Source organism: Streptomyces lancefieldiae (assembly GCF_031845825.1).
Classification (GTDB): Bacteria; Actinomycetota; Actinomycetes; order Streptomycetales; family Streptomycetaceae; genus Streptomyces; species Streptomyces lancefieldiae.
Genome location: NZ_JAVRFH010000003.1, coordinates 212,067 through 235,602, shown reverse-complemented (window position 1 = coordinate 235,602; position 23,536 = coordinate 212,067). Strand labels below are relative to the sequence as shown.

Below are 23,536 nucleotides of genomic sequence, written 5' to 3'. Positions count from 1 at the left end.
TGTGAGTGTCCGTGATCTTTTGGCCGCGGCGTATGAACGGCCTGTGCCGATTCTGCCTCACCGTACGGTCCCGGGTGCCCGCCCCGGACGGGTCAGCCGCGCAGGTCCACCAGCAGCGGCGGCGCGTGCTCCCCCTTGACGGTCGTCAGCGACAGCACCGCGTGTCCCGGCGGCACCGCGTGCGCCAGCTCGGAGGCCGACCAGCGCTCCCGTTCGACCTGCCGCACGGTCACCGCCCGTGCCGTGGGCGCCTTCCCGGTGATCACCCTGCGCAGCAGGTGCACGGCCTTGCCCGCCGGGGTCTCGGCGATGATCTGCCGGTCGGTGACGTCCCGGGCCTCGGTCCACTCCTTGCCCCACACCTCGGCGAAGTCCTGCCCGTCCCAGGGGGTGAGCCCGGACAGCGCCATCCGGCATCCGATGGCCCCGAGCAGCGGGCCGCGCAACGGGCGCGGTACGTCGTCCAGGGTGCGCAGGGTCAGCACGACGCCGGCACCCGCGGAGCGCAGCCGTTGCACGCCCCGCACGGCCTGAGGCGTCACCACGCCGCTCGCGTCGTCCAGCACCAGGCAGGCGAACAACGACCGGTCCTCCCGTACCGAGACGCTCGCCGTGAACTGGGCGAGCACCAGGCGCGCCAGCATCCGGGAGGCGTCCGCGTGCCCGCGCTCGGGCAGGTCGATGCGGACCCGCACCGGGTGGTCGAGGGCCTTGAGCGAGAACGGCCGCGACTGCCCCGAGGTGCCGAAGAAGGAGGCGAAGGCGGGCCGGTCCAACAGCGCCACCCGGTCGGCCAGCACGCCGCCGACGTCGCCGGGGTGCCCCATCTGCCGCTCGCGCGCGTCCAGCTCGCGCAGCAGCGACTCCTGTCCGGCCTCCCGCAGCCCCTGGCGCAGCTCCGCCAGGGGCTCGGGCGTCCCGTCGAGCAGCCGGCGCAGCTCCGGTACGCCGGGGAAGCGTCCGTGCACCGCGCGGAAGGGGCCCAGGAGCTGGGCGAGGACGGTGGTGGAGCGGCGGGTGTCACCGCCCGCCTGCGGGTCGGCCAGGTCGCCGACGAGGGCCTCGGCGAGCACGCCGGCGGCCTCGTCGGGGTCGGTCGTACCGCCGTACAGGTCCAGGTCGTAGACGGAGTCCGGGTTGCCGATGCGTACGACGACGTCGTAGGCGTCGGCCGGGCCGATCCCGGCGCCCGCCGCGCCGACGACGACGACCGCGGCCCGGCCGGCGAGGGCGTGCAGGCACAGCGACTCGGTGAGCGGCCGGACGACGCTGCCGGTCTTGCCGGAGCCCGCCGGTCCGACGGCGAGCAGGGAGGTGCCGAGCAGGTCGGGGCCGAGGGCGAGGCCGGTACCGCGGTAGGCGTAGGGGTTGCGGGCGTCGTCGGCGGACGTGCCGATCCGCACCTGTCCGGTGACCAGGTCGTGCCGGGCCTGGCGGGCGGGCAGGTCGCGGGCGCCGGACGGGTGCGGGCAGGCGCCGGCGCCGTGGCTGAGTACCGCGCCCGTGAAGGTGGCTAGGCTGTGCCGGCCGTTGCGCACGCCCTGCCAGGCGCGCGTGATGCGGGCGTGGTCGACGTCCCGCATCAGCCCCGCGCGCGCGTCGGCGGCGAGCCGCTCGGCGGCGTCGTGGGCGCCGGCCGCGCGCAGCGCGGGCCAGGCGGCGGGGTCCTCCTCGGGAGCGGGCGGGGGCCCGCCGCCCGGGGCGGCACGGCGCCAGGCGGGCGGGCCGTAGCGCCGCCAGATCTCACCCCAGCGGCCGAGCCGGCCGACGCCGACCATGATGACGCCGGCGATCAGCACGTAGTAGGCGTAGACGACCACGACCGCGCCGATGCTGTGCGGCTCCGCCCAGGAGTCCGGGATCATCGCGTACAGGGGCAGCAGCCACCAGCCGCCCAGGTAGCCGTTCCACAACAGGGACCAGATCAGCCAGCCGACGAGGAAGGCGATCAGCGCCCCGCTCAGCAACTGGCGCCCGGGAACCCGCTCGGGCTCCTCGTCCGGCCGCGGCCGGTGCCCGAACCGCCACACGCCGGGCGGCGCCTGCGGGCGCGGGGTGCGCAGCCAGGAGAGGAACGCCGAACCGTCCGGCAGCGGCGGCACGCCCGGCGCCGGCGGTGTCCCGGGCGCCCGCGTCGGCCGCGGCGGCACCGCGGGCGCGTCCGCGGGCACCTCGGGAGGCCCCGCCGGACGCGGCACAGGATTCGCATGCGTACCCCGCGTGTCCCGCATCCCGTCGCCGTCCATCGCCCCTGCCCCCTGACCTGCCGCTCCGACCACCATCAGCGAGCCAATCTAACGCCCTCCCAAGGGGAGTTCACCGCTACGCGGCCGGGCCCGCGGCGACGTGTCCACATGTGGCTGCATCCACCACCTGTCCATCGCGGACAACCGACACCCCGGACAACGCCCACATGGAGCATGCCCACTCCCCGGCCCCGGTCCTAGCCTGCGAGAAAAGAAGGCAAGCGTCCGTAAGATCCCGCAAGACCCAGGAGCCCCCATGACCGCACTTCCGCAGGAGCGCCGCGTCGTCACCGCCATCCCCGGCCCGAAGTCGCAGGAGCTGCAGGCCCGCCGCACAGCCGTGGTCGCGCAGGGTGTGGGCTCCGTCCTGCCCGTCTTCACCGCGCGCGCGGGCGGCGGCATCATCGAGGACGTCGACGGCAACCGCCTGATCGACTTCGGTTCCGGCATCGCCGTGACCTCCGTCGGCGCCTCCGCCGAGGCCGTCGTGCGCAAGGCCGCCGCGCAGCTCGCCGACTTCACCCACACCTGCTTCATGGTGACGCCGTACGAGGGCTACGTCGCCGTCGCCGAGGCCCTGGCCGAGCTGACGCCGGGCGACCACGCCAAGAAGTCGGCCCTGTTCAACAGCGGCGCCGAGGCCGTCGAGAACGCCGTCAAGATCGCCCGCGCGTACACCAAGCGCCAGGCGGTCGTCGTCTTCGACCACGGCTACCACGGCCGGACCAACCTGACGATGGCGCTGACCGCGAAGAACATGCCGTACAAGCACGGCTTCGGTCCCTTCGCCCCCGAGGTGTACCGCGTCCCGGTCGCCTACGGCTACCGCTGGCCGACCGGTCCGGAGAACGCCGGTCCGGAGGCCGCCGCCCAGGCGATCGACCAGATCACCAAGCAGGTCGGCGCGGACAACGTGGCCGCGATCATCATCGAGCCGGTGCTCGGCGAGGGCGGCTTCATCGAGCCGGCCAAGGGCTTCCTGCCCGCCATCAGCCGGTTCGCCGAGGACAACGGCATCGTCTTCGTCGCCGACGAGATCCAGTCCGGCTTCTGCCGCACCGGCCAGTGGTTCGCCTGCGAGGACGAGGGCATCGTCCCTGACCTGATCACGACGGCGAAGGGCATCGCGGGCGGTCTGCCGCTCGCCGCCGTCACCGGCCGCGCCGAGATCATGGACGCGGCGCACTCCGGCGGCCTGGGCGGCACCTACGGCGGCAACCCGGTGGCCTGCGCGGGCGCGCTCGGTGCCATCGAGACGATGAAGGAGCTGGACCTCAACGCCAGGGCGAAGAACATCGAGGCGATCATGAAGTCCCGCCTCACCGCCATGGCCGAGAAGTTCGACATCATCGGCGACGTCCGGGGCCGCGGGGCGATGATCGCGATCGAGCTGGTCAAGGACCGTGACACCAAGGAACCGAACCCCGAGGCGACCGCGGCGCTCGCCAAGGCCTGCCACCAGGAGGGCCTGCTGGTCCTGACCTGTGGCACCTACGGCAACGTGCTGCGCTTCCTGCCGCCGCTGGTGATCGGCGAGGACCTGCTGAACGAGGGGCTCGACATCATCGAGCAGGGGTTCTCGAGCCTCTGAGCGACACCGTCACGAGCACCCGGGCAAGTACCCGGTCAAGAGCCCGGGCGAGCACCTGAACGAGCGTCCGAACGTACATCTGAGCTGCTGTTCGCACGCATGGCGCAGCGAACCGCAGAGGGTGTGAAGAAGGTGTGCGGGGTGGATGTCGGGACGCCGATGACCCTGTCCTGAGCCCACCCCCTGCCGTAAGTTCTCAGCAGATGAGAGATACACCCCGCCCACAGGGGACTGTGGGCGGGATCTCAGGCCGGGGCCTCCCCAGCTTCGACCTGGTCGTGCCTCGCGCACACGACCGGAGCCCATGGCTTCCGGTTGCCTCACCGATCGGACGGTCGCTCGCCCCAAACCCCCCGGGGCGCGCGACGTTCCGACCGGGACGCCGCCTCGGCACCCGGGACGGTGGTTCACACCGAAGGGCCGGCACACTCCCCCCCCTTGTGCCGGTCCTTCGGCGTTCGGTCGTAGGGTCCCTCGGCGGTACCGAGGGCCAGTAGCGAGGCAGGTCCCCGCGGGCGATGGCCTCCGCCTCCTCGTGGCGGTCCCGCCCGCACAGCGCCACGGCCAGGTCCCCCGGGGCGGGCTCAGCTCCCTGCTCAGCACGGTCGGTGAGACCGTGCGACGGCGGGCCTGCGAAGCTGGGCGTCATGCCGCTCTCCCCCGCTCGCGCGCTCCCCGCCCTCGTCGGGCTGCCCGTGCTCCTCTTCGCGCTGATCACCTGGCAGGTCGTCACCGACGGTCCGCTGGTCGAGGTGGACGAGCGGCTGAGCAGGGCACTCGTCCACCCGGACCGGCTCTCCGAGCTGCTGGCCGACCTGGGCAACGTGCCGGTGGCGGTGCCCGTCCTCGTCGCCGCGCTGGCGTACGCCGCGTGGCACGGACGTGCCAGAGGTGGGGACCACTGGTGGCCGGCGCCCCTCGCCGGGGCCCTGGCGATGGTGCTGGTGCCGGCGCTGGTCGCCCCGCTGAAAGAGTGGACCGACCGCCCCGGCACCCCGGCGGTGCCCCCGGCCGTCGGCTACTACCCCTCCGGCCACACCTGCACCGCGGTCGTCGCGTACGGCGCGGCGACGCTGCTGCTCCTCGGGCCGCTGCGTTCGCCGGCCGTCCGCCGTGTGCTCGTCGCGCTCTGCGCGGTGCTCGTCCTCGGCACCTCCTACGGTCTGGTGCGCCGGGGCTATCACTGGCCGCTGGACGTGGTGGCCGGCTGGTGCCTGGGGGCGGTGCTGCTGACCGGGGTCTGGCTGACGGTCAGCCGAAGTAGGCGTCGAAGTTCTTCTGGAACTCCCAGCCTCCGTACCGGTCCCAGTTGATCGACCACGTCATCAGGCCGCGCAGCGCCGGCCAGGTGCCGTGGGTGGCGTACGAGCCGCAGTCGGTCTTCCTGGTCAGGCAGTTCAGGGTCTTGGTGACCTCGGCCGGGGAGACGTGGCCGTTGCCGGCGTTCGTGGAGGCCGGCATGCCGATCGCCACCTGCTCCGGGCGCAGCGGCGGGAAGACGTTGTTCGCGTCGCCCGCGACCGGGAAGCCGGTGAGCAGCATGTCGGTCATGGCGATGTGGAAGTCGGCGCCGCCCATGGAGTGGTACTGGTTGTCGAGGCCCATGATCGGGCCCGAGTTGTAGTCCTGGACGTGCAGCAGGGTCAGGTCGTCGCGCAGGGCGTGGATGACCGGGAGGTAGGCGCCGGCGCGCGGGTCCTGGCCGCCCCACTTGCCGGTGCCGTAGTACTGGTACCCGAGCTGCACGAAGAAGGTCTCGGGGGCCATGGTCAGCACGAAGTCGTCGCCGTACTTGGCCTTCAGGGTCTTCAGGGCCGAGATCAGGTTGACGATCACCGGGGTCTTCGGGTTCCTGAAGTCCGTGTCGTCGGCGTTCAGCGACAGCGAGTGGCCCTCGAAGTCGATGTCCAGGCCGTCGAGGCCGTACTCGTCGATGATCTTCGAGACGGAGGAGACGAAGGCGTCGCGGGCCGCGGTCGTCGTCAGCTGGACCTGGCCGTTCTGGCCGCCGATGGAGATCAGCACCTTCTTGCCGGCCGCCTGCTTCGCCTTGATCGCCGCCTTGAACTCGGCGTCGCTCTCCACGTTCGGGCACTCCGTGACCGGGCAGCGCTCGAAGCGGATGTCGCCGGAGGTGACCGAGGTCGGCTCGCCGAAGGCCAGGTCGATGACGTCCCAGCTGTCGGGTACGTCGGCCAGGCGCGTGTAGCCGGAGCCGTTGGCGAAGGTGGCGTGGAGGTAGCCCACCAGGGCGTGGGCCGGGAGGTCGGAGCCGCCGCCGTCCGAGCCCTCGGTGGTCGTCGCGGTGACGGTGGCCGACCGTGCGGACTCGCCCGCGTCGTTGACCGCGGTGACCTGGAAGGCGTACGCCGTCGAGGGGGTCAGGCCGGTCACGGTGGTGGACGTGCCGGTGACCGTGCCGACCTTGGTGCCGTCGCGGTAGACGCCGTAACCCGTCGCCCCCGCGACCGGTGACCAGGACAGGCCGACGCTGGAGGAGGTGACGGAGCCGGTCCTCAGACCGCCGGGGGTGGCCGGCGGCTGCCCGGTCTCCCCGCCCGGGCCGGTCAGCGAGATGTCGTCGGCGTGGTAGGCGCCGGTGCCGTACCAGCCGTGGGTGTAGATCGTGACCCGGGTGGTGGAGGGCCCGGTGCGGAAGGTGGTCGTGAGCTGTTGCCAGTCGGGGGCGGACTGGGCCCAGGTGGAGACGTCGGTGGTGCCGGTGCCGCTCGCGCCGAGGTGGACGTAGGTGCCGCGGACGTGGCCGGTCAGGGTGTACTGCGAGTTGGGCTTCACGGTCACGGTCTGCGCGCAGCGGGCGTTGTCGGCGCCGGCCGGGGTGGCCTTCAGGGCCGAGGTGCCGCTGCGGACGGGCGAGGTCACGGTCGTACCGGCCGTGCAGGTCCAGCCGTCCAGGCCGGACTCGAAACCGCCGTTGCGTGCGAGGTCGGCGTCGGCCGCACGGGCGGCCGACGAGAGCGCGGTCGTGCCGGACGCGGCGAGAGCCGCGGCGGTGAGCAGCGTGACGAGGGATCGACGCGCGAGAGGTCTGGAGCGTTCCACAAGTGCCTCCGGACACGGGGGAGATGGGGAGGGTGGAGCGCGCCCAATTTGGTCCAGACCAATTCCGTTGTCAACCCTTCGCGCGGCTCAGCTGTCGAAGCCCAGCCCCAGCCGGTCCATCGTGCGCAGCCACAGGTTGCGCCGGCCGCCGTGCGCGTCCGCGCGGGCCAGCGACCACTTGGTGAGCGCGATGCCGGTCCAGGCGAAGGGCTCGGGCGGGAACGGCAGCGGTTTCCTGCGGACCATCTCCAGTTCGGTGCGCTCGGTGCGCTCCCCCGTCAGCAGGTCCAGCATCACCTCGGCGCCGAACCGGGTGGCGCCCACGCCGAGGCCGGTGTACCCGGCCGCGTAGGCGACCCTCCCCCGGTGCGCGGTGCCGAAGAACGCGGAGAAGCGGGTGCAGGTGTCGATCGCGCCGCCCCAGGCGTGGGTGAAGCGGACGCCCTCCAGTTGCGGGAAGCAGGTGAAGAAGTGCCCGGCGAGCTTGGCGTAGGTCTGCGGCCGGTCGTCGTACTCGGCGCGCACCCGGCCCCCGTACGGGTAGATCGCGTCGTAGCCGCCCCACAGGATCCGGTTGTCGGCGGAGAGGCGGAAGTAGTGGAACTGGTTGGCGCTGTCCCCGAGGCCCTGCCGGTTCCTCCAGCCGATCGACGCCAGTTGTCCGGTGGTGAGCGGCTCGGTCATCAGGGCGTAGTCGTAGACCGGGACGGTGTACGGGCGCACCCGCCTGACCAGGTTCGGGAAGACGTTGGTGCCGAGCGCGACGGTGCGGGCGCGGACCCTGCCGTACGGGGTGCGTACGGCCATGCCGCCGCCGTACGGCCTCAGGGTGAGCGCCGGGGTGTGCTCGTGGACGCGTACGCCGAGGTCGAGGCAGGCGCGCTTGAGGCCCCAGGCGAGCTTGGCGGGGTTGACCAGGGCCACGCCCCGACGGTCGTGGAGGCCCGCCCGGAAGGTCGGGGAGTCGACCTGCTCGCGCACCGCTTCGGCGTCCAGGTACTCGACGCCTTCGGCGAGGCCCTCGGCGCGGATCTCCTCGTACCAGTCCTGGAGTTCACGGACCTGGTGGGGCTCGGTCGCGACGTCGATCTCGCCGGTGCGTTCGAACTCGCAGTCGAGGCGGTGGCGGGCGACCGCCGCCTCGATCGCGTCGAGGTTGCGGGCGCCGAGCTCCTCCAGCTTGTGGATCTCGTCCGGCCAGCGGGTGAGGCCGTTGGACAGGCCGTGGGTGAGGGAGGCCGCGCAGAAGCCGCCGTTGCGGCCGGAGGCGGCCCAGCCCACCTCGCGTCCCTCCAGCAGCACCACGTCCCGGCCGGGGTCGCGCTCCTTGGCGACCAGCGCGGTCCACAGTCCGCTGTAGCCGCCGCCGACGACCAGCAGGTCGCAGGTCGCGGCGCCGGTGAGGGCGGGCTCAGGGCGGGGGCGGCCGGGGTCGTCCAGCCAGTACGGGCCCGGCTGGGCGTCGGAAAGGGATTTCGTCCAGTCGTTGCTGCGGCTCATGGCGCTCGGGGCCATGATTTCAACTCCCTACGCATGCATGACGCGGTGTCGTTACGCCTTTCGGCGATTTCGGCGGTTGCCGACGACCATGGAGGCCAGGACGAACAGTACGGCGATGACGAACATGGCCGTACCGACGACATTGATCTGAACGGGCGTGCCCCGCTGGGCCGATCCCCAGACGAACATGGGGAAGGTGACGGTGGAGCCCGCGTTGAAATTGGTGATGATGAAATCGTCGAAGGAGAGCGCGAAGGCGAGCAGCGCGCCGGCGGCGATTCCGGGGGCGGCGATGGGCAGCGTGACCCGGACGAAGGTCTGGAAGGGACCGGCGTACAGGTCCTGCGCCGCCTGCTCCAGCCTCGGGTCCATCGACATCACGCGCGCCTTGACGGCCGTCACCACGAAGCTGAGGCAGAACATGATGTGGGCGATCAGGACCGTCCAGAAGCCCAGCTGGGCGCCCATGTTGAGGAACAGGGTGAGCAGCGAGGCGGCCATCACGACCTCGGGCATCGCCATCGGCAGGAAGATCAGCGAGTTGACCGCGCCCCGCGCCCGGAAGCGGTACCGGACCAGCGCGAAGGCGATCGCCGTGCCGAGAACGGTGGCGCCGAGCGTCGCCCAGAGGGCGATCCGGAGGCTGAGCGACAGCGATTCGCACAGTCCGGCGACACCGCACGGGTCCTTCCAGGCGTCCGCGGAGAACTGCTGCCAGGCGTAATTGAAGCGGCCATTCGGTTTGTTGAACGAGAACACCGTGACGACGACGTTCGGCAGCAGGAGATACGCGAGCGTCAGCAGTCCGGCGATCACGACCAGATTGCGCTTGAACCAGTTGACGAAGGTCACTTAAACCAGGTCCTCCGTGCCGGACTTACGGATGTAGACGGTGACCATGGCGAGAATCACGGCCATCAGAAGGAAGGAGAGCGCCGCGGCCGTCGGATAGTCCAGTACCCGCAGGAACTGGGACTGGATCACGTTGCCGATCATTCCGGTGTCGGCCGAGCCCAGCAGGGACGCGTTGACGTAGTCGCCGGTCGCCGGGATGAAGGTCAGCAGCGTGCCGGAGACGACGCCCGGCATCGACAGCGGGAAGGTGACCTTCCGGAAGGTCGTGAAGGGCTTCGCGTACAGGTCTCCCGCCGCCTCGTGCAGCCGCCCGTCGATGCGCTCGAGCGAGGTGTACAGCGGCAGGATCATGAACGGGAGGAAGTTGTACGTCAGACCGCAGACCACCGCGAGCGGCGTGGCCAGCACGCGGTCGCCGGCCGTCCAGCCGAGCCAGCCCGTGACGTCCAGGACGTGCAGCGTGTTCAGGGCGCCGACGACCGGACCGCCGTCGGCGAGGATCGTCTTCCAGGCCAGGGTGCGGATCAGGAAGCTGGTGAAGAAGGGCGCGATCACCAGGATCATGATCAGGTTGCGCCAGCGGCCCGCGCGGAACGCGATCAGATAGGCGAGCGGATAGCCCAGCAGCAGGCACAGCACGGTCGCGGACGCCGCGTAGGCGACCGAGCGCAGGAACTGCGGCCAGTACTCGGACAGCGCGTCCCAGTAGGTGGCGAAGTGCCAGGTGACCTTGTAGCCCTCCTCCAGCGAGCCCGTCTGCACGGAGGTGGAGGCCTGGTAGATCATCGGCACCGCGAAGAAGACGACCAGCCACAGGATGCCCGGCAGCAGCAGCCAGTACGGCGTGAAGCGGCCCCGTCTGCGCGGGGGTTTCCGCTCCGGCGCGGTCGGCGCGAGCGGCGGCGGTGCCTCGGTGAGCGTCGACATCAGGCCGCCTCTTCCGCGGTCTCGACGCCCGCGTCGATGTCCTGGGCCGCGTCGAGGCCGAAGGTGTGCGCCGGGTTCCAGTGCAGGACGACGTCGGCGCCGGGCACCAGCCGGGCGTCGCGGTCGATGTTCTGGGCGTAGACCTCGAACTCGGGGCAGGCCGCGCAGTCCACGACGTACTGCGTGGAGACGCCGATGAAACTGGTGCCGGTGATCCTGCCGGTGACGCGGTTGCGGCCCTCGGGGACGGAGCCCGCCTCGTCGGCGTGGGTGAGGCTGATCTTCTCCGGGCGGACGCCGACCAGGACCTTGCCGCCGGCCCGGGCCGGCGCCGAACACCGGGCTCCGGGCAGGACCAGCTTGCCGCCGGCCGCCTTCACCACGATGTCGTCGCCGCTGCGGGTGTCCACCTCGGCCTCGATGAGGTTGGAGGTGCCCAGGAAGTTGGCGACGAAAGTGGTCCGCGGGTTCTCGTACAGGTCGGCGGGGGCGCCCAGCTGCTCCACGCGGCCCGCGTTCATCACGGCGACCTGGTCGGCCATCGTCATGGCCTCCTCCTGGTCGTGGGTGACGTGCACGAAGGTGATGCCGACCTCGGTCTGGATGCGCTTGAGCTCCAGCTGCATCTGGCGGCGCAGCTTGAGGTCGAGGGCGCCGAGCGGTTCGTCGAGGAGCAGCACCCTGGGGTGGTTGATCAGGGCGCGGGCGACCGCGACGCGCTGCTGCTGGCCGCCGGAGAGCTGGTGCGGCTTCTTGCGCGCCTGTTCGCCGAGCTGGACGAGGTCGAGCATCTCCTCGACCTGCTTCCTGACCGACCTGATGCCGCGCCGGCGCAGACCGAAGGCGACGTTCTCGAAGATGTCGAGGTGCGGGAAGAGGGCGTAGGACTGGAAGACGGTGTTCACCGGCCGTTTGTACGGCGGGAGCGCGGTCACGTCCTGGTCGCCGAGGTGGACGGTGCCGGTGCTGGGTTCCTCCAGGCCGGCGATCATGCGCAGGGTCGTCGTCTTGCCGCAGCCGGAGGCGCCGAGCAGGGCGAAGAAGGAGCCCTGCGGCACGGTCAGGTCGAGCGGGTGCACGGCGGTGAAGGAGCCGTAGGTCTTGCTGATGCCGGTGAGGCGGACGTCGCCGCCGCGGTCCGTCGCGTCCGGCTGAGCCTTCGTCGTATTCATCGTCGTCACGCCCCAGTGAGCTTCGCGAACTTCTCTTCGTAGGCCGTCTCTTCCTTCGAACTCAGTGAGCGGAAGGCATGCGACCGGGCCTGCATGGCCTTGTCGGGAATGATCAGCGGGTTGTTCGCCGCGTCCTCGTCGATCTTCGCCAGCTCCTCCTTCACACCGTCGACGGGGCAGACGAAGTTGATGTAGGCGGCGAGCTCCGCGGCCGGGCCCGGCTCGTAGTAGTAGTCGATGAGCCGTTCGGCGTTCGTCTTGTGCCGGGCCTTGTTGGGGATCAGCATGCAGTCGCTCGACGTGACGTAGCCGCTGTCCGGGATGAGGAAGTCGACGTCCGGGCTGTCCGCCTTGAGCTGGACCACGTCGCCGGCCCAGGCCAGACAGGCCGCGAAGTCGCCCTTGGTGAGGTCGGAGGTGTAGTCGTTGCCGGTGAAGCGGCGTATCTGGCCGCTGTCGACGCCCTTCTGGAGGCGGGCGATCGCCGCGTCGTAGTCGTCGTCGGAGAAGCGCGCCGGGTCCTTGCCCATGTCCAGCAGGACCATGCCGACGGTGTCGCGCATCTCGGTGAGGAAGCCGACGCGGCCCTTGAGCTTCGGGTTGTCGAGCAGGTCGGAGACCGACTTCACCTCGATGCCGTCCAGCGCCTTCTTGTTGTAGGCGATGACGGTCGAGATGCCCTGCCAGGGGTACGAGTAGGCGCGGCCCGGGTCCCAGTCGGGGCTGCGGAACTGGGGCGAGAGGTTGGCGAAGGCGTGCGGCAGGTTGGACGGGTCCAGTTTCTGGACCCACCCCAGGCGGATGAGCCGGGCGGCCAGCCAGTCGGTGAGCACGACGATGTCGCGGCCGGTCTCCTGGCCCGCGGCGAGCTGCGGCTGGATCTTGCCGAAGAACTCGCTGTTGTCGTTGACGTCCTCCGTGTACGTGACCTTGATGCCGGTGCGCTCGGTGAACGCCTCCAGCGTCGGGTGCCGTCGGCCGCTCTCGTCGACGTCCATGTACTCGGTCCAGTTGGAGAAGGCGATCCTCTTCTCCTTGGCCGACCGGTCCTCGGCGGAGACGCCGCCCTCGGTCTTGCCGGCCGCCGGGATGCCACAGGCGCTCAGCGTGCCGAGTCCGCCGAGGGCGAGCGCGCCGCCCGTGGAGGCGCGCAGCAGCGAGCGGCGGGTGAGGGCGGCCCTGCCGTTGGTGTGACTGCGCCGCATGGCGGCCACTTGGGCCGGGGACAGGCGGTCGGGCTCGTACTGCTCCATGCGCGTGGTTGCCCTTTCGGGTGCGGTCGGCCGTGGTCGGCGGCCTGGCGTGATGGCTATCGGTCCCCGAAGACAGTGCGGTGCCAGTCCTTGCGGACCACCGCGGTATTGTCGAACATGACGTGCTTGACCTGTGTGTACTCCTCGAAGGAGTAGGCGGACATGTCCTTGCCGAAGCCGGACGCCTTGTACCCGCCGTGCGGCATCTCGCTGATGATCGGGATGTGGTCGTTGATCCACACGCAGCCCGCCTTGATCTCGCGGGTGGCGCGGTTGGCCCGGTACACGTCCCGGCTCCAGGCGGAGGCGGCGAGCCCGTACGGCGTGTCGTTGGCCAGCCGGATGCCCTCGTCGTCGCTGTCGAAGGGCAGGACGACCAGGACCGGCCCGAAGATCTCGGACTGGACGGCCTCGCTGTCCTGCGGCGCGTCGGCGATGAGGGTGGGCCGGTAGTAGGCGCCGTCCTGGAGGTCGCCCCGGGGCGCCTCGCCACCGGTCACCACGCGCGCGTAGGAGCGGGCCCGGTCGACGAAGCCGGCGACGCGGTCGCGCTGGACGTGCGAGACCAGCGGGCCGAGGTCGGTGCCGGGGGCGAAGGGGTCGCCGACCCGGACGGTGTCCATGAGGGCGGCGGTCCGCTCGACGAACGCCTCGTACAGGGGCCGCTGTACGTACGCGCGCGTGGCGGCCGTGCAGTCCTGGCCGGTGTTGATGAGTGCGCCCGCGACCGCGCCGTTGACGGCGGCGTCGAGGTCGGCGTCGTCGAAGACGAGGAAGGGCGCCTTGCCGCCGAGCTCCAGGTGGAGGCGCTTGACGGTGGCCGTGGCGACCTCGGCGACGCGCTGGCCGACGGCGGTGGAACCGGTGAAGGAGGTCATCGCCACGTCCGGGTGGCCGACGAGGTGCTCACCGGCCTCCCGTCCGGTGCCGCTGACGACGTTGATCACACCGTCCGGGATGCCGGCCGCGGTCGCCGCCCGGGCGAACATCAGGGAGGTCAGCGGGGTGATCTCGGCTGGCTTCAGCACGATGGTGTTGCCCGCTGCGATCGCCGGGAGGACCTTCCAGGCGGCCATCTGGAGGGGGTAGTTCCAGGGCGCGACCGACCCGACGACACCGATCGGCTCGCGGCGGACGTACGAGGTGTGGTCGCCGGAGTACTCCCCCGCCGACTGCCCCTGCAGATGCCGGGCCGCACCGGCGAAGAAGGCCGCGTTGTCGACCGTCCCCGGCACGTCGAACTCACGGGTCAGCTTCAGCGGCTTCCCGCACTGCAGGGACTCGGCGCGGGCGAAGTCCTCGGCCTGCTCGGCGAGCACGGCGGCGAACCGGTACAGGGCGTCGGAACGCTCGCCCGGGGTGGCGCCGGCCCAGCCCCGAAACGCCTCGCGCGCGGCGGCGACGGCCGCGTCGACGTCGTCCGGCCCGGCGAGTTCGTAGGTGAGGACGTCCTCGCCGGTGGCCGGGTCGAGGACCGTGTGCGTCCGCCCGGAGGTGCCCTTCGTCGGACGGCCCGCGATGTACTGGGCCCCGTCCGCGAAGCGGTCCTGGGCCGGAAATCGGTCCTGGGTGGCGTTGCCCGGGTTGTGCATGTCGGCTCTCCTCGGTCTCCCCGTGGTGGGGGCCGGTGTGGCTCAGGCTCGATGTGAGTGCCGATCCTGACAGAGCCCCAGACCTCCAACAAGTGATTCCGTTGTTGCCATTTGGTTACGCGACGAAATCTGTCGACCAGTTGTCGAGTCACCACGGAAAAGGGCGGACGGAGTGTCAGTGGCGCGTGCCAGACTCGCGTGCATGGAGAGGATCACGGGGGCGGCAGTGGGGACGATCGACGGCAGGGAAGCACTGCTCGCGCAGGTCCGGGCGGGGGCCCGGATCAAGTACCTGACCTTCTGGGGCCACCGGCCGAGACCCGCCGGCCGGATCGGGCCGAGCTGTCTGAGTCAGTGGTGGCCGTCGCCGTTCACCGTGGCCGGGGTGGAGTACGCGACGGCCGAGCACTGGATGATGGCGGGCAAGGCGCGGCTGTTCCGCGACGCGGAGGCCGAGCGGCGGGTGCTGGCCGCGGGGCATCCCGCCGAGGCCAAGAAGGCGGGGCGGCTGGTGCGCGGCTTCGACGAGGCGGTGTGGGAGCGGGAGCGGTTCGGGATCGTCGTCGAGGGCAGCGTCCACAAGTTCGCCTCGGACCCGGCTCTGCGCGCGTTCCTGCTGGACACCGGCGAGAGGGTGCTGGTGGAGGCGAGCCCCGTGGACCGGGTGTGGGGCATCGGCCTGGCCGCGGACGACGAGGCGGCGACGGACCCGCGGCGGTGGCGGGGGCCGAATCTGCTGGGGTTCGCGCTGATGGCGGCGCGGGAGCGGCTGCGGAGAAGCGACTGAAGGGGGCGGCCTTCGAGGCCGCCCCCTGTCTCACCGGCCCTGTCCCTCAGGGAGCGCTCGGACGACGCTCAGACGGCACTCATGAGGCTCGCGAAGACGAGGAAACCGAGCAGCGGCAGGATCACGGTCGCCACGATGCCGCAGACCAGTCCGGCGGTCGCCGCGCCCTTGTTGGTGGCCTCGCCCCGGTTCGCCTTGCTCCGGCCTATGGCGCCGAAGATGATGCCGAGAATGCCCAGGATGACGCCGAAGAACCACAGGAAGAAGGTCAGGCTGCACACCACGCCGATGATGCCCAGCACCAGCCCCGTGGTCCCCATGCCGTTGCTCGGCTGCATCGGCATGGCGTACCCGGGCGCCTGGGGGTAGCCCACCGGCGGAGCGGCGGGGTACGACGGACCCGGGCTCGGATAGCCGTACCCGGGCGCGGACTGCGGGTACGCGTACCCCCCGGCAGGCGGCTGGCCGGGCTGCGGCGGCCCGAACCCGTCGGGGCCGGGACTGGTGTGCGACATGAACTGCTCTCCCCTCGTTGAAGTTCGACATCGTAATCGCCCCGAACCCTCAGGACGAAAGGGAGTTCAGCTCTGCACCGCCACGGAGACCGGCGCCGGGCGCGGGGCCCCGTAGTAGGGGTCGTCGTAGTCGGACTCGTCGTTGATCGCGGCGACGATCCCGATGGCGAGCAGGACGATCACGGCGATACCGAGGACGATGCCGATGATGCCCATGACGAAACCGGCCTGCGCCTGACCGTGGTTGGCGGCCTCGCCGCGCTCGGCCTTCCGGCGGCCCTTGACCCCGAAGACCACGGCGAGGATGCCGAGCACCACGGAGACCACGCCGTACAGGCAGAACAGGCAGCAGGCGAGGATGCCCAGCACCATCGCCGCGGTGCCCATGCCGTTCTGCGGAGGCATCGCGATCCCGGACCAGCCGTAGCCCTGGGGGTATCCGGGGTAGCCGTACCCGCCCTGGACACCCGGGCCACCGGGCGCGATCGGCGGGGGCGGCACCGCGGCGTCGGGAGCGGGGAACCCGGCGGCGGGCATCGACGTGACCGTGGGCTGGTCGTGCACGGGCGGCCCCCCATCGACGGGCGGCCGGCCCGGCTGCCGCGGCAGCCACGCACCGGCCTCGCGGCCCTTGTCCGGTGACGGCCCGCTCTCGGGGGGAGCCCAAGGGTCGTAACCGCCGGCGGAGTCCCCGCCCGGCCGTGGTGCGTCCGTCATCGCGTCCCCCTGGGTCGATCGTGCCCGCAATGCTACGGTCCCGGACCGTCCGGCGTGCGACCGGCCTACGATGATCCCCGAACCACCGATCAGCCGATCACCCGCGTCCGCCACCGCACCGCCGGCCCAAGACGCCGCTTTGGGGAGGAACCCTTGACCGAGCGCCTCGTCGACCCCGCCGTCCCGCGCGACCTGCACGCCTTCATCGCCGGACTGCCCAAGGCCGAACTGCACGTCCACCACGTCGGCTCCGCCTCCCCCCGCATCGTCTCGGAACTGGCCGCGCGCCACCCGGACTCCAAGGTCCCCACCGACCCCGAGGCCCTGGTCGACTACTTCACGTTCACGGACTTCGCGCACTTCATCGACGTGTACCTGTCCGTCGTCGACCTGATCCGCACCCCGGAGGACGTACGGCTGCTGACCTACGAGGTGGCCCGGGACATGGCCCGGCAGCAGGTGCGGTACGCCGAGCTGACCATCACCCCGTTCTCCTCCACCCGGCGCGGCATCGACGAGGGCGCCTTCATGGACGCGATCGAGGACGCCCGCAAGGCGGCCGAGGCCGAGTTCGGGACCGTGCTGCGCTGGTGCTTCGACATTCCGGGCGAGGCCGGTCTGGAGTCCGCCGAGGAGACGACGCGGCTCGCCACCGACGACCGGCTGCGCCCCGAGGGGCTGGTCTCCTTCGGGCTCGGCGGACCCGAGATCGGGGTGGCGCGGCCGCAGTTCAAGCCGTACTTCGACCGGGCGATCGCCGCCGGACTGCACTCGGTGCCGCACGCCGGCGAGACCACCGGTCCCGGGACGGTGTGGGACGCGCTCACCCATCTGCGCGCCGAACGCATCGGGCACGGCACCAGCTCCGCGCAGGACCCGAAGCTGCTGGCGCACCTCGCCGAGCGACGCATCCCGCTGGAGGTGTGCCCGACCTCGAACATCGCCACCCGCGCGGTGCGCACCCTGGACGAGCACCCGATCAAGGAGTTCACGCGGGCCGGCGTCCTGGTGACCATCAACTCCGACGACCCGCCGATGTTCGGCACCGACCTCAACAACGAGTACGCCGTCGCCGCCCGGCTCCTCGGCCTCGACGAGCGGGGGCTCGCCGAGCTGGCGAAGAACGGGGTCGAGGCGTCCTTCCTCGACGCGCCGGGCAAGGCGCGGATCAGGGACGAGATCGACACCTACACCGCCGCCTGGCTCGCCTCCTGAGCCGGCCGGTGACCATGGACCCCCTGCGCGACGTGACCGCCGTGGCCCACCGCGGCGACCCCTACCGCTTCCGTGAGAACACGATCCCGTCGCTGCGCTCCGCGCTGCGGTGCGGCGCGGACGCGGTCGAGACCGACGTACGCCTCACCCGGGACGGCGTGCCGGTGCTGCTGCACGACGAGACGCTGAAGCGGCTGTGGCAGCGGGACCGGCCGTTGCGCGCCCTGTCGGCGCAGGAGGTGCGCGGGCTGACGGCGGGCCGGGTGCCGACGCTCGCGGAGGCACTCACCGCGACCGACGGCAGCCGGTTGATGCTCGACCTGCCCGGAACGCCGAACGAGCGGGCGGTCCGGCGCGTCGTGGACGTCGTCCGCGAGTGCGGGGCGCAGGACCGCGTCTACTACTGCGCGGGCGCCGTCACCATGCTCGCGGTACGGGCCGCCGACCCGGCCGCCGAGATCGCCCTGACCTGGACGACGGCGGCGCCGCCCCGGCCCGCGCTGCTGGCGGCGGTGCGGCCGCGGTGGCTCAACTACCGTTTCGGGCTGGTGGACCGGGCGCTGGCCGAGCGCGTCCACCGCGACGGCCACCTGCTGTCCGTGTGGACCCCCGACACCCGGCGCTCCATGCGCCGGGTGATCGCCCTGGGCGTCGACTCGATCACGACCAACCGCATCGACACCCTGTGCGCCCTGCGCGCCCCGCGCACCGGCGGCGGCGCACTCCCCTAAGGGCGCTCCCGCACACGACTCGTTGTACGTAAGGGACTTCCCCGAGGCCGGTTCCGGGACGGGCACCCTCCTCCGCGACGATCCGCCGGGGGACGCGGCACACCAGGATGACCAACGATCCTCCCGCCGGGGCCGAAACCCGGAACCGGACCCGCCGCACCCTCTGGAGCAGTCGAATGCGTGCCCGCGCCCACTCCGTCCTCGCCGCTTCCGTCGTCCTCACCCTGGCCGCCGGCCCGTTGGCGGCCCCGGCGTTCGCCTCGTCGTCCGGCACCGCGGTCGGCACCACGGCCACCGCCACCACCACCGAACACACAGCGGACGGCCCGGACGGGGACGCGCTGCGCGCCGCCCTCGACGTGGTTCCCGACGAGCACGCCACCGCGGCCCTGGTGCGGGTCGGCGGCACCGACGGCGGCTGGCGCGGCAGCGCGGGCGTACGCGACCTGGCCAGTGGCCGGCCGGCGCATCCGAACGCCCTCTTCCGGGCCGGCTCGACCACGAAGGTCGTCACCGCCGCCACCGTCCTGCGGCTCGCGGCCGAGGGTGAGGTGGACCTGGACGCGCCGGTACAGCACTACCTCCCCGACCTGTTCACGCCGGCCTTCGAGAAACCGATCAGCGTACGTCAGCTGCTGAACCACACCAGCGGCATCAAGGCGGGCGACGCACTCGGCGACGACTTCGCGGAGCTGTACGCGCACCGCTTCGACACGCTCACCCCGCAGCAGGTCGCGGCGTCGGCGATCGCGAAGGGACCGGAGTTCGATCCCGGGAAGCAGCAGCACTACCTGAACATCAACTACACGGTCCTCGGCCTGCTGATCGAGAAGGTGACGGGACGCCCGTACGCCTCGGAGGCCACGCGCCTGGTCCTGCGCCCGGCCGGCCTGCGGCACACGTACTTCCCGGGCACCGCCCCCCGCATCCGGGGCCCGCACAACCGGGGCTACCAGGCGGTGCAACGACCGGACGGGACGACGAGGCTCCTCGACGTGACCGAGTGGAACCACGCGGACCGCTGGGCGGCCGGGGACATGATCTCGACGACCGCCGACCTGGAGCGGCTGATCACGGCGCTGTTCCGGGGGCGGATCGTGCCCGGGCCGCAGCTGGAGGAGATGTTCACGCTGCCGCCCGGCCTTCCGAAGGCGACCATGAGCGCGGGACTGCAGGTCCAGAAGGTCGGCGGCAAGGAGTTCTGGCTCAAGACGGGGTCCCGCTACGGCTACAACACCGCCGTCGGCGCGACCCGCGACCTGAGCCGTACGCTCGTCTACTCGGTCAACGCCACGGACGCCAAGAGCGAGGCGCCGAACCCGGTCATCGGCGGGATCATCGAGGCGGCGGTGAAGTAGCGGCGCCGGAAGCGGCCCGGGTCACCCGCCGCGCCACCACGTGGGAAGCGACCAGCGCCGCTGGACGGCGCACGGCCCCGGACGGGAACTCCCGTCCGGGGCCGCGGGGTCCGCGTCTCAGGCGTCCAGCGACGTCATCACGTGCTTGACCCGCGTGTAGTCGTCGAAGCCGTACGACGACAGGTCCTTGCCGTAGCCGGACTTCTTGAAGCCGCCGTGCGGCATCTCGGCGACCAGCGGGATGTGGGTGTTGATCCACACACAGCCGAAGTCCAGCTTCTTGGACATCCGCATGGCACGCCCGTGGTCCCTGGTCCACACCGAGGAGGCCAGCGCGTACTCGACGCCGTTGGCCCACTCCACCGCCTGGTCCTCGTCACGGAAGGACTGGACGGTGATGACGGGGCCGAAGACCTCCTTCTGGATGATCTCGTCGTCCTGCTTGAGACCGGAGACGACGGTCGGGGCGTAGAAGTAGCCCTTGTCGCCGACCTGGTGGCCGCCGGCCTCGACCTTGGCGTGGGCGGGCAGGCGCTCGACGAAGCCGGCCACCTGCCCCAGCTGGTTGGGGTTGTTGAGCGGGCCGTACAGCACGTCCTCGTCGTCCGGCTGACCGGTCTTGATCTCGGACGCGGCCTTCGCGAGCGCGCTCACGAACTCGTCGTGGATCGACTCGTGGACGAGGACGCGGGTGGCCGCCGTACAGTCCTGGCCGGCGTTGAAGTAACCCGCCTCCGAGATGCCCGCGACGGCCTTGGGGATGTCGGTGTCCTCGAAGACGACGACCGGGGCCTTGCCGCCCAGCTCCAGGTGGACCCGCTTGAGGTCCCGCGACGCCGACTCGGCGACCGACATGCCGGCCCGCACGGAGCCGGTGATGGAGGCCATCGCCGGGGTGGGGTGCTCGACCATCAGGCGGCCGGTGTCGCGGTCGCCGCAGATGACGTTGAAGACGCCCTTGGGCACGATCGAGCCGATGATGTCGGCCATCAGGGCGGTGGACGCCGGGGTGGTGTCGGACGGCTTGAGGACGACCGTGTTGCCCGCGGCGAGCGCCGGGGCGAACTTCCACACGGCCATCATCATCGGGTAGTTCCACGGCGCGACCTGCGCGCAGACGCCGATCGGCTCGCGGCGGACCATGGAGGTCAGGCCCTCCATGTACTCACCGGCGCTGCGCCCCTCCAGCATCCGCGCCGCGCCCGCGAAGAAGCGGATCTGGTCGACCATCGGCGGGATCTCCTCGGAGCGGGTCAGCCCGATGGGCTTGCCCGTGTTCTCCACCTCGGCCGCGATCAGTTCCTCGGCCCGCTCCTCGAAGGCGTCCGCGATCTTCAGCAGGGCCTTCTGCCGCTCGGCCGGGGTGGTGTCGCGCCAGGCCGGGAAGGCCGCGGCGGCGGCCGCCATGGCGGCGTCGACGTCCGCCTGTCCGGACAGGGGCGCGGTCGCGTAGGCCTCGCCGGTGGCGGGGTTGACCACCTCCGTGGTCCGTCCGTCGGCGGCGTCCCGGAACTCACCGTCGATGTAGTTGCGCAGACGACGCAGCTCGGTGCTCACTGCCGGCCCTCCAAGTTCGGTGTCTACTTCGGATCTCTTGCGGATGCGGAGCTCTCGCGGATGCGGAGCTCTTGCGGATCTCTCGGGTTCGGACCTCTCAGGTGTCCAAACACTGAGACACCCACCCTAGACGGAGTCCCGACGTTTTCAACACCCCCACTCCCCTCCTGATTGCGAAATCCGCAGCCTCTGGGGACTTACGCAACGGATTTCATCGATCCCGCCTTGCGAAACTGTCGATACGTCGTGCACAGTGGAGCCGTGGCCAGTCGAAGCGCAGACCAGAAGGACTCCCGCGAGTCCAGGAACGGCGGCACCCAGTTGGACGCCGTCTCCCTCGCCATCATCGAGCAGCTCCAGGAGGACGGCCGCCGGCCGTACGCCGCCATCGGAAAGGCCGTCGGCCTCTCCGAGGCGGCCGTGCGCCAGCGCGTCCAGAAGCTGCTCGACCAGGGCGTGATGCAGATCGTCGCCGTCACGGACCCGCTCACCGTTGGCTTCCGGCGCCAGGCGATGGTCGGCGTCCATGTCGAGGGCGACGTGGAGTCCGTCGCCGACGCGTTGACGGCCATGTCCGAATGCGAGTACGTGGTGATGACCGCGGGCTCCTTCGACCTGATGGTGGAGGTCGTCTGCGAGGACGACGACCACCTTCTGGAGGTCATCAACCGACGCATCCGGGCCGTCCCCGGAGTGCGCTCCACCGAGAGCTTCGTCTACCTCAAGCTCAAGAAGCAGACCTACATGTGGGGAACCCGATAATCGTGAGCACCGACAGCCCCAAGGACCTCAGCAGGACCGCGTACGACCACCTGTGGATGCACTTCACCCGCATGTCGTCGTACGAGAACGCCCCCGTCCCCACCATCGTCCGCGGTGAGGGCACCCACATCTACGACGACAAGGGCAAGCGCTACCTCGACGGTCTCGCCGGCCTGTTCGTGGTCCAGGCCGGACACGGCCGCACGGAGCTGGCCGAGGCCGCCGCGAAGCAGGCGCAGGAGCTCGCCTTCTTCCCGGTGTGGTCCTACGCCCACCCCAAGGCCGTCGAGCTGGCCGAGCGCCTGGCGAACGAGGCCCCCGGCGACCTGAACAAGGTCTTCTTCACCACCGGCGGCGGCGAGGCGGTCGAGACCGCCTGGAAGCTCGCCAAGCAGTACTTCAAGCTGACCGGCAAGCCGACCAAGTACAAGGTCATCTCCCGCGCGGTCGCCTACCACGGCACCCCGCAGGGCGCCCTGTCCATCACCGGCCTGCCCGCGCTGAAGGCCCCGTTCGAACCGCTGGTCCCGGGCGCGCACAAGGTGCCGAACACCAACATCTACCGCGCCCCGCTGTTCGGCGACGACCCGGAGGCCTTCGGCCGCTGGGCCGCCGACCAGATCGAGCAGCAGATCCTCTTCGAGGGCCCGGACACCGTCGCGGCGGTCTTCCTGGAACCGGTGCAGAACGCCGGCGGCTGCTTCCCGCCCCCGCCCGGCTACTTCCAGCGGGTGCGCGAGATCTGCGACCAGTACGACGTGCTGCTCGTCTCGGACGAGGTCATCTGCGCCTTCGGCCGTCTCGGCACGACGTTCGCCTGCGACAAGTTCGGCTACGTCCCGGACATGATCACCTGCGCCAAGGGCATGACCTCGGGCTACTCCCCGATCGGCGCCTGCATCATCTCCGACCGTCTGGCCGAGCCGTTCTACAAGGGTGACAACACCTTCCTGCACGGTTACACCTTCGGTGGCCACCCGGTCTCCGCCGCGGTCGGCCTCGCCAACCTCGACCTGTTCGAGCGCGAGGGCCTCAACCAGCACGTGCTCGACAACGAGGGCACCTTCCGCGCCACCCTGGAGAAGCTGCACGACCTGCCGATCGTCGGCGACGTCCGCGGCAACGGCTTCTTCTACGGCATCGAGCTGGTCAAGGACAAGGCGACCAAGGAGTCCTTCAACGAGGAGGAGACCGAGCGGGTCCTGTACGGCTTCCTCTCCAAGAAGCTCTTCGAGAACGGCCTGTACTGCCGTGCCGACGACCGCGGCGACCCGGTCATCCAGCTCGCCCCGCCGCTGATCTCCGACCAGGAGACCTTCGACGAGATCGAGCAGATCCTGCGCGCGACGCTGACGGAGGCGTGGACGAAGCTCTGATCACGGCGAAGCGCTGATCAGGCCCAGGCTCTGATCAGCCCAGGCTCTGATCACGGCGAAGCTCCGATCATCCTTCTGGATGATCATCACCGGCCCCGGTGCGGTCCGTTCGAGTGAGAACGGCGGCCCGGGGCCGCGTGCTGTCCGGCTTCCCCGGCGGGGACTCCTTACCGTGCCCATGACTTCCCCCTCTCGTCGGACGGCGGGGATTCCTGTCGAGACCAGCCCGGTCGGCACGAGTGCCATGGAGGCAGCGACCAGGACCGTGACCGCCAGTCCTCGCCTTCGTTCCCCCGTACGGGGGAATCAGTACGGTATT

19 protein-coding genes are annotated in these 23,536 nt (G+C 71.0%); 8 read left to right on the top strand and 11 right to left on the bottom strand.

Annotated elements, in window-relative coordinates; genetic code table 11:
• Positions 1-92: 92 nt before the first annotated feature.
• Positions 93-2,246, bottom strand: a complete 2,154-nt coding sequence (locus tag RM812_RS04820) for an ATP-binding protein (protein WP_311571120.1) — start codon at positions 2,244-2,246, stop codon at positions 93-95.
• Between the two features lie 256 nt (positions 2,247-2,502).
• On the opposite strand from RM812_RS04820, the gene gabT reads away from it, so the two are divergent.
• Positions 2,503-3,837: a 4-aminobutyrate--2-oxoglutarate transaminase gene (gabT, locus tag RM812_RS04815; protein WP_311571119.1), complete on the top strand. Its 1,335-nt coding sequence runs from the start codon at positions 2,503-2,505 to the stop codon at positions 3,835-3,837.
• A gap of 647 nt (positions 3,838-4,484) precedes the next feature.
• Positions 4,485-5,150 (top strand): phosphatase PAP2 family protein, encoded by a 666-nt coding sequence (locus RM812_RS04805; protein WP_311571118.1) that lies wholly within the window; start codon positions 4,485-4,487, stop codon positions 5,148-5,150.
• Here the strand turns inward: RM812_RS04805 and RM812_RS04800 are convergent.
• The 7 genes from RM812_RS04800 to RM812_RS04770 form a co-directional block, all read right to left on the bottom strand.
• On the bottom strand, positions 5,089-6,900 hold the full coding sequence (locus RM812_RS04800) for a chitinase (protein WP_311571117.1): 1,812 nt from the start codon (positions 6,898-6,900) through the stop codon (positions 5,089-5,091). The two genes, RM812_RS04805 and RM812_RS04800, sit on opposite strands and share 62 nt — an antisense overlap.
• A gap of 87 nt (positions 6,901-6,987) precedes the next feature.
• A complete protein-coding gene (locus tag RM812_RS04795; RefSeq protein WP_311571116.1) occupies positions 6,988-8,415 on the bottom strand; it encodes an NAD(P)/FAD-dependent oxidoreductase in 1,428 nt (475 codons plus the stop codon).
• 36 nt (positions 8,416-8,451) lie between these two features.
• Positions 8,452-9,252 (bottom strand): ABC transporter permease, encoded by an 801-nt coding sequence (locus RM812_RS04790; protein WP_311571115.1) that lies wholly within the window; start codon positions 9,250-9,252, stop codon positions 8,452-8,454.
• Complete coding sequence (locus RM812_RS04785; protein ID WP_311571114.1) at positions 9,253-10,182, bottom strand: ABC transporter permease; 930 nt, start codon at positions 10,180-10,182, stop codon at positions 9,253-9,255.
• Positions 10,182-11,354 (bottom strand): ABC transporter ATP-binding protein, encoded by a 1,173-nt coding sequence (locus tag RM812_RS04780; RefSeq protein ID WP_311571113.1) that lies wholly within the window; start codon positions 11,352-11,354, stop codon positions 10,182-10,184. Before RM812_RS04780 ends, RM812_RS04785 begins: the two co-directional genes overlap by 1 nt.
• 5 nt (positions 11,355-11,359) lie before the next feature.
• Positions 11,360-12,607, bottom strand: a complete 1,248-nt coding sequence (locus RM812_RS04775) for a polyamine ABC transporter substrate-binding protein (protein WP_311571112.1) — start codon at positions 12,605-12,607, stop codon at positions 11,360-11,362.
• A gap of 56 nt (positions 12,608-12,663) precedes the next feature.
• A complete protein-coding gene (locus RM812_RS04770; RefSeq protein ID WP_311571111.1) occupies positions 12,664-14,199 on the bottom strand; it encodes a gamma-aminobutyraldehyde dehydrogenase in 1,536 nt (511 codons plus the stop codon).
• 202 nt (positions 14,200-14,401) lie between these two features.
• Between RM812_RS04770 and RM812_RS04765 the strand changes: the two genes are divergently transcribed.
• Positions 14,402-14,986 carry an NADAR family protein gene (locus tag RM812_RS04765; RefSeq protein WP_311571110.1) on the top strand — a complete coding sequence of 195 codons (585 nt, stop codon included), beginning with the start codon at positions 14,402-14,404 and terminating at the stop codon, positions 14,984-14,986.
• A 68-nt stretch (positions 14,987-15,054) separates the two neighbouring features.
• On the opposite strand, the gene RM812_RS04760 is transcribed toward RM812_RS04765, so the two are convergent.
• Entirely contained in the window at positions 15,055-15,501 is a 447-nt protein-coding gene (locus RM812_RS04760) for a DUF4190 domain-containing protein (RefSeq protein ID WP_311571109.1), read from the bottom strand.
• 66 nt (positions 15,502-15,567) lie between these two features.
• Complete coding sequence (locus tag RM812_RS04755; protein ID WP_311571108.1) at positions 15,568-16,218, bottom strand: DUF4190 domain-containing protein; 651 nt, start codon at positions 16,216-16,218, stop codon at positions 15,568-15,570.
• A 54-nt stretch (positions 16,219-16,272) separates the two neighbouring features.
• Here RM812_RS04755 and RM812_RS04750 point away from each other — a divergent pair, with 54 nt between their 5' ends.
• The 3 genes from RM812_RS04750 to RM812_RS04740 all read left to right on the top strand — a co-directional run bounded on the left by RM812_RS04750 (position 16,273) and on the right by RM812_RS04740 (position 19,522).
• Positions 16,273-17,433 (top strand): adenosine deaminase, encoded by a 1,161-nt coding sequence (locus RM812_RS04750; protein ID WP_311571107.1) that lies wholly within the window; start codon positions 16,273-16,275, stop codon positions 17,431-17,433.
• 14 nt (positions 17,434-17,447) lie between these two features.
• Positions 17,448-18,164: a glycerophosphodiester phosphodiesterase gene (locus RM812_RS04745; RefSeq protein WP_311571172.1), complete on the top strand. Its 717-nt coding sequence runs from the start codon at positions 17,448-17,450 to the stop codon at positions 18,162-18,164.
• Positions 18,165-18,340: 176 nt separating this feature from the next.
• A complete protein-coding gene (locus RM812_RS04740; protein ID WP_311571106.1) occupies positions 18,341-19,522 on the top strand; it encodes a serine hydrolase domain-containing protein in 1,182 nt (393 codons plus the stop codon).
• A 117-nt stretch (positions 19,523-19,639) separates the two neighbouring features.
• Here RM812_RS04740 and RM812_RS04735 read toward each other — a convergent pair whose 3' ends face one another.
• Positions 19,640-21,079: a gamma-aminobutyraldehyde dehydrogenase gene (locus tag RM812_RS04735; RefSeq protein WP_311571105.1), complete on the bottom strand. Its 1,440-nt coding sequence runs from the start codon at positions 21,077-21,079 to the stop codon at positions 19,640-19,642.
• A 246-nt stretch (positions 21,080-21,325) separates the two neighbouring features.
• On the opposite strand from RM812_RS04735, the gene RM812_RS04730 reads away from it, so the two are divergent.
• Together RM812_RS04730 and RM812_RS04725 are read left to right on the top strand one after the other, a co-directional pair.
• Positions 21,326-21,841: an Lrp/AsnC family transcriptional regulator gene (locus RM812_RS04730; RefSeq protein WP_311571104.1), complete on the top strand. Its 516-nt coding sequence runs from the start codon at positions 21,326-21,328 to the stop codon at positions 21,839-21,841.
• A 2-nt stretch (positions 21,842-21,843) separates the two neighbouring features.
• On the top strand, positions 21,844-23,217 hold the full coding sequence (locus RM812_RS04725) for an aspartate aminotransferase family protein (protein WP_311571103.1): 1,374 nt from the start codon (positions 21,844-21,846) through the stop codon (positions 23,215-23,217).
• The last annotated feature ends 319 nt before the right edge of the window (positions 23,218-23,536 follow it).

Excerpts from the sequence above, each read along its gene's own strand:
- RM812_RS04820 (WP_311571120.1), bottom strand. The coding sequence starts at position 2,246 with ATGGACGGCGACGGGATGCGGGACACGCGGGGTACGCATGCGAATCCT.
- gabT (WP_311571119.1), top strand. The coding sequence starts at position 2,503 with ATGACCGCACTTCCGCAGGAGCGCCGCGTCGTCACCGCCATCCCCGGC.
- RM812_RS04805 (WP_311571118.1), top strand. The coding sequence starts at position 4,485 with ATGCCGCTCTCCCCCGCTCGCGCGCTCCCCGCCCTCGTCGGGCTGCCC.
- RM812_RS04795 (WP_311571116.1), bottom strand. The coding sequence starts at position 8,415 with ATGGCCCCGAGCGCCATGAGCCGCAGCAACGACTGGACGAAATCCCTT.
- RM812_RS04785 (WP_311571114.1), bottom strand. The coding sequence starts at position 10,182 with ATGTCGACGCTCACCGAGGCACCGCCGCCGCTCGCGCCGACCGCGCCG.
- RM812_RS04780 (WP_311571113.1), bottom strand. The coding sequence starts at position 11,354 with ATGAATACGACGAAGGCTCAGCCGGACGCGACGGACCGCGGCGGCGAC.
- RM812_RS04775 (WP_311571112.1), bottom strand. The coding sequence starts at position 12,607 with ATGGAGCAGTACGAGCCCGACCGCCTGTCCCCGGCCCAAGTGGCCGCC.
- RM812_RS04770 (WP_311571111.1), bottom strand. The coding sequence starts at position 14,199 with ATGCACAACCCGGGCAACGCCACCCAGGACCGATTTCCGGCCCAGGAC.
- RM812_RS04765 (WP_311571110.1), top strand. The coding sequence starts at position 14,402 with ATGGAGAGGATCACGGGGGCGGCAGTGGGGACGATCGACGGCAGGGAA.
- RM812_RS04760 (WP_311571109.1), bottom strand. The coding sequence starts at position 15,501 with ATGTCGCACACCAGTCCCGGCCCCGACGGGTTCGGGCCGCCGCAGCCC.
- RM812_RS04755 (WP_311571108.1), bottom strand. The coding sequence starts at position 16,218 with ATGACGGACGCACCACGGCCGGGCGGGGACTCCGCCGGCGGTTACGAC.
- RM812_RS04745 (WP_311571172.1), top strand. The coding sequence starts at position 17,448 with ATGGACCCCCTGCGCGACGTGACCGCCGTGGCCCACCGCGGCGACCCC.
- RM812_RS04740 (WP_311571106.1), top strand. The coding sequence starts at position 18,341 with ATGCGTGCCCGCGCCCACTCCGTCCTCGCCGCTTCCGTCGTCCTCACC.